This window comes from Evtepia sp. (genome assembly GCF_034090835.1).
Lineage (GTDB): Bacteria > Bacillota > Clostridia > Oscillospirales > Oscillospiraceae > Evtepia.
In genome coordinates this window covers 1-8,740 of the sequence record NZ_JAXDRS010000003.1, presented here as the reverse complement: position 1 = coordinate 8,740, position 8,740 = coordinate 1, and the positions used below count along the sequence as shown (strand labels likewise).

Annotated in this window: 8 protein-coding genes and 1 pseudogene; 5 read left to right on the top strand and 4 right to left on the bottom strand. The window is 55.4% G+C overall.

All coding sequences use genetic code 11. The features are described 5' to 3' along the window. Positions 1-88: 88 nt before the first annotated feature. Positions 89-1,582 (bottom strand): annotated as a pseudogene (locus SOR61_RS00380) (VirB4-like conjugal transfer ATPase, CD1110 family); the annotation flags it as partial. Beyond that, entirely contained in the window at positions 1,539-1,934 is a 396-nt protein-coding gene (locus SOR61_RS00375; RefSeq protein ID WP_320610727.1) for a PrgI family protein, read from the bottom strand. The pseudogene SOR61_RS00380 and the gene SOR61_RS00375, both read right to left, overlap by 44 nt. A 129-nt stretch (positions 1,935-2,063) precedes the next feature. Here SOR61_RS00375 and SOR61_RS00370 point away from each other — a divergent pair, with 129 nt between their 5' ends. Both SOR61_RS00370 and SOR61_RS00365 read left to right on the top strand, forming a co-directional pair. Continuing rightward, positions 2,064-2,240 carry a YjzC family protein gene (locus tag SOR61_RS00370; protein WP_287551758.1) on the top strand — a complete coding sequence of 59 codons (177 nt, stop codon included), beginning with the start codon at positions 2,064-2,066 and terminating at the stop codon, positions 2,238-2,240. 267 nt (positions 2,241-2,507) lie between these two features. Then, positions 2,508-3,833 carry a phage tail tip lysozyme gene (locus SOR61_RS00365; RefSeq protein ID WP_320610726.1) on the top strand — a complete coding sequence of 442 codons (1,326 nt, stop codon included), beginning with the start codon at positions 2,508-2,510 and terminating at the stop codon, positions 3,831-3,833. A 69-nt stretch (positions 3,834-3,902) separates the two neighbouring features. Here SOR61_RS00365 and typA read toward each other — a convergent pair whose 3' ends face one another. Next, on the bottom strand, positions 3,903-5,738 hold the full coding sequence (gene typA, locus SOR61_RS00360; protein WP_320610725.1) for a translational GTPase TypA: 1,836 nt from the start codon (positions 5,736-5,738) through the stop codon (positions 3,903-3,905). Positions 5,739-5,959: 221 nt separating this feature from the next. Between typA and SOR61_RS00355 the strand changes: the two genes are divergently transcribed. Genes SOR61_RS00355 through SOR61_RS00345 form a run of 3 tightly spaced genes read left to right on the top strand, consistent with a single transcriptional unit; the run spans position 5,960 to position 7,844 of the window. Beyond that, entirely contained in the window at positions 5,960-6,325 is a 366-nt protein-coding gene (locus SOR61_RS00355) for a GntR family transcriptional regulator (RefSeq protein WP_320610724.1), read from the top strand. Continuing rightward, complete coding sequence (locus tag SOR61_RS00350) at positions 6,325-7,020, top strand: ABC transporter ATP-binding protein (protein WP_320610722.1); 696 nt, start codon at positions 6,325-6,327, stop codon at positions 7,018-7,020. Before SOR61_RS00355 ends, SOR61_RS00350 begins: the two co-directional genes overlap by 1 nt. Next, positions 7,014-7,844, top strand: coding sequence for a hypothetical protein (locus SOR61_RS00345; RefSeq protein ID WP_320610721.1), 831 nt, complete (start codon positions 7,014-7,016; stop codon positions 7,842-7,844). Before SOR61_RS00350 ends, SOR61_RS00345 begins: the two co-directional genes overlap by 7 nt. 75 nt (positions 7,845-7,919) lie before the next feature. On the opposite strand, the gene SOR61_RS00340 is transcribed toward SOR61_RS00345, so the two are convergent. Further along, positions 7,920-8,285 carry a rhodanese-like domain-containing protein gene (locus SOR61_RS00340; RefSeq protein ID WP_320610720.1) on the bottom strand — a complete coding sequence of 122 codons (366 nt, stop codon included), beginning with the start codon at positions 8,283-8,285 and terminating at the stop codon, positions 7,920-7,922. Between the last annotated feature and the right edge of the window lie 455 nt (positions 8,286-8,740).

The following is an 8,740-nucleotide window of genomic DNA, read 5'->3' as shown; positions in this document are numbered from 1 at the left end:
TAATTATCCCTGTTTTACTGACGGGATTTCTCTTTTACTGGGGAACGAAAATATTTACGCAAAACGGAGAAACCAACTATTTCTATGTATACTCGGCTTCGGGATCGGAGATATAGATGTCATCATCCGTGATTAAAAAGGCGTTTGTAATTTCACGCTTTGCCGCAAAAGATTTACCGGAACCGGGCGTTCCGAGGATAAGCCCATTCGGGTTTTTGAGCTGCTTTCTGTCGCATAAAATCATGTTGTTTGAAAGAGCGTTAAGCCCGTAGTAAAGCGCTTCTCCGCCCTGAAAAAGCTCCTGCGTGATAAAGGGAATGAATACGGCGGTGCTTGAGGTGGTAAGTCCTCTTTGAATTTCAATTTCATTTCTTCCAAGCGGGATGCTTGACATCAGCCCTTCCTCCTGCTGAAAGTCAAGACGGGTTAAGGCACAGTTATATTTCTGTGCGATTCCCGCGGCGGCAAAAATATCGTTGTCCAGCTTTCTTTTGCTGTCCGCCATATTCACCACAAGAAAGGTAACAAGAAACATTCTTTCGTTTCTGCTCTGTAAATCCTGCAAGAGATTTTTCGCTTCGCCTCCGTATGTGGCAAGGTCGGACGGGATAATATCCATGTCATAGCCGCTTCTGACCGCCTTTTTCTGCTCGTCAATCTTCATCTTGTCAAGGTCGGTGATTTTTCTCTTTATGGTTTTAATCGCCTCCGCCTGATCGATGCTTTTAATATGCAGGTTTACAATCATTCCCGTTTCCAGATCCAAAAGGTCGGACAGGATGCGGTCGTTTAGTTCCGGGGCTAATATTTCAAGAAAGCTTACCGCACCAAGCTTACTGCCCATGCGAAAGGTTCTGCCTTCTCCGAAATAAAAAGAGGACGGTGCGATAAAGTCCTTTGTCGATAATCCCGACGGTACAAGATAATCCCAAGAGAAGAAAAAGGGTTCTCCCTCCGGGTGAAAGATGTCGTGCAGGGTTTTTAATCTTTCGTAGCCATTCATGGCATGAGCACTTACTCCAAGCACCTTAAAATTGTTTAACATATCCGTTTCAATGCGGTTAAGCCTTGCCTTTGCCGCGTTCATATTTTCCGCTTCCACGCTGAATGTTACGAATTTCAGCTTTACAAGACCGTTGTTTCCTTTGGAAAGCTGATTAGAAAGCATGGCCTGATACTCGCTTCTTATGGACTGAAAGCCATCATCACGCACTGGAATTTCGATTGCGGCTTTTGCTTCTCCTCGGCTTCCCTGATTGATAAAGGAAAGCTGCACATCCACGGAAGAATCAAAGTAGTTTAGAAAATCGCACCAATTTTCAAAGATAGCGGTTTTATCGTCTGCTCCTGCAAGCTGGTAATTGATGTCGGAAAAGGAAATGCACTTGCTGTATCTGTTTTCTGCTACTCTGCATATCCCGTCCGGGTGCATGGAAAGGTAGGGGATGCTCTCCTGCGCAGAAGATGCCTTTTTATCCGGCTTTGCCTTTCGGATAAGCTCTGCAATCTGCTTTTTTTCGCTTCCTGTAAGCTTTCGTTTATTTTTTACGCTGTTTTTTTTCTTTGTTTTGTCCTTTAACAATATGAAATACCTCCTTTTCAAGTTTTCTCTGCTTTATTAACAGGGCATAATAGTTTCTCGTCCTGTATGGACGTTCTTTCTTTCTGATAAACTTTGTCTGCACGATATGCTTTAAGACGACCTCAAGGGGTTGTCCGTGCTTTTCATACATGGCAAATAGAAAAAAGGGAAGCATCACTAAAATCATGAAAAAAGCCGAAAGGCTTGTTCCTGCGCTTCCCTTTAGGAGAAAGAAAACAGGCAGCCCTGCGATTAAGGCTGCCGTAAAGCAAATGATCTGCCTTTTTGTCAGGTTAAAGGCAACCTTTGTCTTGACCTTTGTTAAATCCTTCGGTACGGGTACATACGCCATAAAAGCCTCCTTTCTTATATTTATGACTATATATAGTGTTCCTTCTATTGACTTTTTGCATATATAGGTCTATACTGCTATTAGCACTCACTTGGCAAGTGTGCTAATAATCAAGGAAGGAGGAACACTATGGCTAATAAATTCAAACCGGGACAGTCTGCTCCAAAATCAGGTCAGTACGGAATTGTTGGTCCTCGTGGAGGTAAAACAGGTGTTGAAAGAACCGTTGTAAAAGGCGAACCTTTTCCACCTACTCTCCAAAAAGGACAAAGCTACGTAATGAATGACCCAACAAAAACTAAATAAGTTTTACCAGCTGAGCTACCATGTATTTAGGTAGCTCATTTCATTTTTTGCAAATGTCTTCTATGAACTTTGAAAACATACATAAATCTAAAGCGTAATACTGCTTTTTACTTCGTTTCCCCATTTTGTGTCATTCGCTTGACACGAGAGGGGGGTGGGGCGTTTCCCCGGGAATTGGGACAAAATCTTGGACGGCGGCTTTTCATGGGGTGGGATTTCTGGTATGATAAACCTAGCATTTTCTGCCCCAAAAGAAAGGAGCATCCTATGAAAAAACGTGTGATCAGTATGGTCATGGCCCTGTGCCTGGCCGTCTCCCTCCTCCCCGGCGCTTTGGCCGCCGGCACCTATCCCTTTGGGGATGTGCCCGCCAGCCACTGGGCCAGAGAGGAGATCCAATATGTTTACGACGCCGGCCTTATGGACGGGATGGAAAACGATCAATTTCTCCCGGAGGGGACCATCACCCGGGCCATGATCGTCACCATTCTCTACCGCATGGCAGGGGAACCGGCGGTCACCGGTTCTTCCGGGTTTCAAGACGTAGCCAAGGGTACCTGGTATGCACAGCCGGTGACCTGGGCTTCTGCCAACGGCATCGTTAAGGGCTACGACGGCAACCTGTTCAAGCCCAATGAAGCCATCAGCCGGGAGCAAATGGCCACCTTCCTCTACCGGTATGCCCAGTTCCAGGGCTACAACACCTCCGACGAGGGGAACCTCTCTGGTTACACCGATGTGTGGACCATCAGTGACTATGCCTTCCAGGCGATGTCCTGGGCCAACGCAGAGGGGATTATCACCGGTATGACCTCCACTACCTTGGTCCCCAAGGGGACCGCCACCCGGGCCCAGGCAGCGGTGATCTTCTACCGCTTCTGCGAGACGGTGGTGCCGGAGGGCGGGGTGACCATCCCCATGATGATCCGCAACCTGGAGAACTCGAAGCTGCCCAAGAAGGACACCCTGACCGCCATGGCCCAGGTGATGCTGGACGACGGCTTTGAGCCTGCCTTTGTGGCGGGCGCCCTGGGTAATATCCAGGAGGAGGGGGCCTGCGGCATCTTTGAGAGCTCTGCCTACATCGCCAATCCCGAGATGGAGCCGGACTATCTGCGCTACATGGACGAGCACTATGACTACCGGAACCTCTACTCGGGGCAGTATATCTACGACGGCTTCAGCGTTGCCTCGGTCTATGACATGATCTGTGAGCTGGGCCCCGGCGGGGCCAACGGCCGGGGCAGCTGCTTCGGTCTGGGCTGTATGCAGTGGACCTCTTATAACCGCATCAAGAACCTGGTGGAAAACTACCTGGAAGTGGCCGGGTCCTCTGCGGCCATCACCAAGGAGCAGGTGCAGAAGGCCGAGGGCATGACCATCAGCGAGGAGTTCCGGGGCAGCTACAAAAAGGTCTACACCAACTGGAAGAGCGAGAACCCCGACCTCTACACCACCGACGCCGCCTTTGCTGCCGGGGTGAAGATCTGCACCAGCTATGGCATCCCCGTGGGCTACGACACCCCCGAGGTCCAGGGCAAGCGGGGCAACAACGCAGTCAACATCTATAACGTGATGATGGGAGAGGCCTGAGCCTCTCCGACCCAGGAGAAAAAAGAACCCCCGGCGCTGCATCACGCAGCGCCGGGGGTTCTTGTGTGGTTACAGGTTCTGATATTTCTTGTTGCCCTTCAGGGCCTTCATGCGGATCTCGTGGTTCAGGATGCGCTTACGCAGACGGAGATTCTGGGGGGTGACCTCCAGCAGCTCGTCGTCGGCCAGGAACTCCAGGCACTGCTCCAGGCTCATCTGACGGGGCGGCACCAGACGCAGGGCCTCGTCGGAACCGGAAGCACGCATGTTGGTCAGCTGCTTCTTGCGGCAGACGTTCACGGTGATGTCCTCGCTCTTGGGGGTCTCGCCTACCACCATGCCGCCGTACACCGGCACGCCCGGCCCGATGAACAGGGCGCCCCGCTCCTGGGCGGACCACAGACCATAGGTCACGGAGTCGCCGGTCTCAAAGGCGATGAGGCTGCCGGAGTTCCGGCGGCTGAGCTCGCCCTTGTAGGGGGCATAGGAGTCAAACACGGAGGCCATGATGCCTTCGCCACGGGTGTCGGTGAGGAACTCGTTGCGGTAGCCGAAGAGACCCCGGGCGGGGACCAGGAACTCGATCTTCATCCGGGTGCCCACAGGGGTCATCTCCAGCAGATCGCCCTTCCGGGAGCCCATCTTTTCGATGACAGCGCCCACAGCGTCGGAGGGGACGTCCACCACCAGCCGTTCCATGGGCTCGCAGCGTACCCCGTCGATCTCCTGATAGAGCACACGGGGGGGAGACACCTGGAACTCATAGCCTTCCCGGCGCATGGTCTCAATGAGGATGGACAGGTGCATCTCACCCCGGCCGGCTACGTTGAAGGCCTCGGTGCTGTCGGTGTCGGACACCCGCAGGGAGACGTCTTTCAGGGTCTCCCGCATGAGGCGGTCCCGCAGGTTCCGGGAGGTGACGTACTTGCCTTCCTTGCCGGCGAAGGGGGAGTCGTTCACGGAGAAGGTCATCTCCATGGTGGGAGCGGAAATCTTTACGAAGGGCAGGGGCTCGGCCAGGCCGGCGGCGCACACGGTGTCGCCGATGGTGATGTCGCCGATGCCGGACATGGCGATGATGTTGCCGGCGGTGGCTTCGGTGACGGGGACCCGGGCCAGACCTTCAAACTGGTAGAGGCTCACCGCCTTGGCCTTGCGGGTCTGCTCCGGATCGTGATAGTTGCAGACGGTGATCTCCTGGTTCTGCTTGATGGTGCCCTGCTCGATCCGGCCGATGGCGATACGGCCCACGAACTCGTTGTAGTCGATGGAGGAGACCAGCATCTGGAAGGGCTTGTCTGCCTCGGCTTCCGGGGCGGGGATGTAGTCCAGAATGGTCTCAAAGAGGGGCTTCAGGTCGGTGCCCAGCACGTCGGGCTCCCGGGAGCAGATGCCCTGGCGAGCGGAGCAGAAGAGCATGGGGGAGTCCAGCTGCTCGTCGGTGGCGTCCAGGTCCAGCAGCAGCTCCAGCACCTCGTCCATGACCTCGTGGATGCGCTGGTCGGGGCGGTCGATCTTGTTGATGACCACGATCACCCGGTGGCCCAGGTCCAGGGCCCGGGAGAGGACGAAACGGGTCTGGGGCATGGGGCCCTCGGCGGCGTCCACCAGGAGGATGACGCCGTTGACCATCTTCAGGATACGCTCCACCTCGCCGCCGAAGTCGGCGTGGCCCGGGGTGTCCACGATGTTGATCTTCACGTCGCCATACTGGATGGCGGTGTTCTTGGCCAGGATGGTAATGCCGCGCTCCCGTTCCAGGTCGCCGGAGTCCATGACCCGGTCTTTCACGTCCTGGTTTTCCCGGAAGGCGCCGCCCTGCTTGAGCATTTCGTCGACCAGGGTGGTCTTGCCGTGGTCAACGTGGGCGATGATGGCAATGTTTCTCAGGGATTGATTCTGCACAGGTCTGCACCTCATTATCTATATGAATTCCATGGTTTCTTCATTTGACAGCCCTCTATTATACTATTAGAAATAAGGGATTGCAAGGTTATTTTCCCCCTTTCTGGGGGAGGGGGCAGGCAGTTTTTTTGCGCGGGAAGAAAAAACCCTTGACAAATCCCACTTCTGTGTTATTGTATTAAGTGGTTAGTACAATGACACAAAGGAACGGAGGGATGAAGATGCCGTGGGACTTTCGTGATGACATCCCCATCTACGCCCAACTGATCACCCAGCTGCAGCGGCAGATCGTCAGCGGGCAGCTGCGGCCGGGGGAGCGTCTGCTGCCGGTGCGGGAGCTGGCCGCAGAGGCCGGGGTGAACCCCAACACCATGCAGCGGGCCCTCATGGAGATGGAGCGGCAGGAACTGGTGTTCAGCCAGCGGACCGCCGGGCGGTTCGTTACAGAGGATCTGGAACGGATCCAGGACCTGAAAACCACCCTGGCCCGGGCGCGGGTGCGGGGGTTTCTGGAGGATATGGCCGGGCTTGGGTTCCGGGGACGGGACCTGCTGGCACTCATGGAACAGGAAGGAGAGAGTACCTGATGAACGTATTGGAATGCAAGGGCCTGATGAAGCGGTTTGGCCCCACCGTGGCCCTGGACGGCGTGGACCTGACTGTGGAGCCGGGAAAGATCGTGGGTCTTCTGGGCCCCAACGGCAGCGGAAAAACCACCCTGATCAAGCTGGCCAACGGCCTGCTGGTGCCCACGGCGGGAGAGATCTTCATCCAGGGGAACCGGCCGGGCAGAGAGAGCCACGGGCTCGTGTCCTATCTGCCGGAGCGGCCCAGCCTGCCCCTGTGGATGACGGTGAAGCAGCTGCAGGATTTCTATGAGGACTTTTTCCCCGACTTTCGCCGCAGCCGCTGCCAGGAGATGCTGGACCGGCTGGAAATCGCCCCGGACCGCCGGCTCAAGCAGCTCTCCAAGGGCAACCGGGAGAAGGTGCAGCTCATTCTGGCCATGAGCCGGGAGGCCAAACTCTACCTGCTGGACGAACCCATTGGGGGCGTGGACCCGGCTGCTCGAGACTATATTCTGGACACCATCCTCCGCAACTATAACCCGGAGGCCTCGGTGATCCTCTCCACCCACCTGATCGCCGACGTGGAGAAGGTATTGGACGACGTGATCTTCATCCACCAGGGGAAGGTCCTCTTCCAGTCCACGGTGGATGCCATCCGGGAAGAGCGGGGCATGAGCGTGGACGCATTGTTCCGGGAGGTGTACAAATGCTGAGGAAATTATTGAAACACGAGTTTCGGGCTACGGCCCGGGTGATGCTGCCCCTGTATCTGCTCACGGTGGTGCTGGCCCTGGGGACCCGGCTTATGGGTGCCTGGACCCACAACCTGGCCATGGGCAACCAGTTCCTGGAGGGGTTCACCGCCTTTCTCACCGGCCTTATGGGCATCGGCTTTGTCCTGTCCGTGATGGCGGTTTTCGTGGTGGCCTGGGTCCTGATGATCCTCCGCTTCCGCAGCAATCTGCTGGCGGACGAGGGGTATGTGATGTTTACCCTGCCGGTGTCCCCCCACCAGCTGGTGTGGTCCAAGCTCATCGTCTCCACGGTCTGGTTTGCCGGGGCGGTCGTCATTGATGCCATTGCCATGGTCACCCTGTTGGCGGATCTGTCTGCCTTCCAGGGGCTGGCAGAGTTTATCCAGACCATGATGCGGGAGCTGGATGCCTACCTGCTGGGCAACGGCATCGCCGTTGTGGTGGAGCTGCTGGTCCTGGCGGTGGTGTCCTGCCTGGGCCTCTGCCTGTCTTTCTATGCGCCTCTGGCCATTGGCCACAGCTTTGCCCAGCATAAAATGCTCCTGTCGGTGGTCTTCTTCTTTGCCATCCAGGTGGCTGTGCAGATGGTGACCAGCGTCCTCTTCTTGCTGGGCATCCCTGTGCTGGATCAGCTCAGCTGGAACTGGGCCGCAGCCATCGACCAAAGGATAGAGTTTTTCCACATCTTTATGTGGGGAAGTGTTCTTCTCAGTGTGGTCTACTGCGCCGTCCTCTATTGCCTCACCCTGCGGATGCTGAGCCGCCACTTGAATCTGGAATAAGAACCCCTCTTTTTAAACCCTTTCCCCAAAACCGAAGCCCCGGCTGCATTGGCAGCCGGGGCTTCGTTCATGTGGTTACAGATCGGCAGGACGGTTCCAGCCGTACCCCTCGCTGGGGCCCTGGTAGCCGTGGTTGCCGCAGCAGCGCTTGATACCGCCGATGTCATGGACCTGGGTGTAGCCCATGGCCTTGAGTCGGGACACAGCCTTGGCGCTGTTGTCTCCGCCGTAGGCGTAGACGAAAATGGGCTGATGGAGGTCAGGCAGGAGGGTACCGGCCTGATCCAGATCATCCAGGGGGAGATTCTGGCTCTCCGGGATACGTCGGATGGCGTGTTCCCGGCGGGGGCGAACGTCCAGCAAAACCGCGCCTGGGGTGCTCTGGTAGTTTCGTACGCCCAGGTTGATGTCGATGCAGAAGAGATGTTGCAGGATACTCATACGGTTCTCCTTTCTGTGGGGGCCTGGAGTTCTGGGAGAACTCCTCTTTTCTGCCTTTATCATACCCATAGGAAAGGTGGGAAACTGTAACCAAGTTGCATAGCCTCTGTAACTTGGTCTCGTAGGAGCCGTTGATTGACAAATGGGGCGCGGTAGGCTACAATACGGTCAGTTCTTTTGTCCGGAGGGAGTCCCCGCCGCATCAAAACCGCAACCTGCCCCCGTACCTCACCAGGATAGAGGGTCCGCCTCCTAAGCGGTAGATTGTTCGAGTCCACAGTGCTATAATAATTTAATAAGTCCCCGTAGCTCAGCTGGATAGAGCACACGCCTCCTAAGGTTGCGTTACAACGGCCACCTCAAAAAAAACTAAATAAGGGATTGCAGTTCGACTTTGATCGGGCTATAATCATATATCAGACACGTCCATATAGCTCAGCTGGATAGAGCACACG

What these genes read in the sequence shown, in the direction of transcription:
- SOR61_RS00375 (WP_320610727.1), bottom strand. Translation starts at nt 1,934, where the DNA reads ATGGCGTATGTACCCGTACCGAAGGATTTAACAAAGGTCAAGACAAAG.
- SOR61_RS00370 (WP_287551758.1), top strand. Translation starts at nt 2,064, where the DNA reads ATGGCTAATAAATTCAAACCGGGACAGTCTGCTCCAAAATCAGGTCAG.
- SOR61_RS00365 (WP_320610726.1), top strand. Translation starts at nt 2,508, where the DNA reads ATGAAAAAACGTGTGATCAGTATGGTCATGGCCCTGTGCCTGGCCGTC.
- SOR61_RS00355 (WP_320610724.1), top strand. Translation starts at nt 5,960, where the DNA reads ATGCCGTGGGACTTTCGTGATGACATCCCCATCTACGCCCAACTGATC.
- SOR61_RS00350 (WP_320610722.1), top strand. Translation starts at nt 6,325, where the DNA reads ATGAACGTATTGGAATGCAAGGGCCTGATGAAGCGGTTTGGCCCCACC.
- SOR61_RS00345 (WP_320610721.1), top strand. Translation starts at nt 7,014, where the DNA reads ATGCTGAGGAAATTATTGAAACACGAGTTTCGGGCTACGGCCCGGGTG.
- SOR61_RS00340 (WP_320610720.1), bottom strand. Translation starts at nt 8,285, where the DNA reads ATGAGTATCCTGCAACATCTCTTCTGCATCGACATCAACCTGGGCGTA.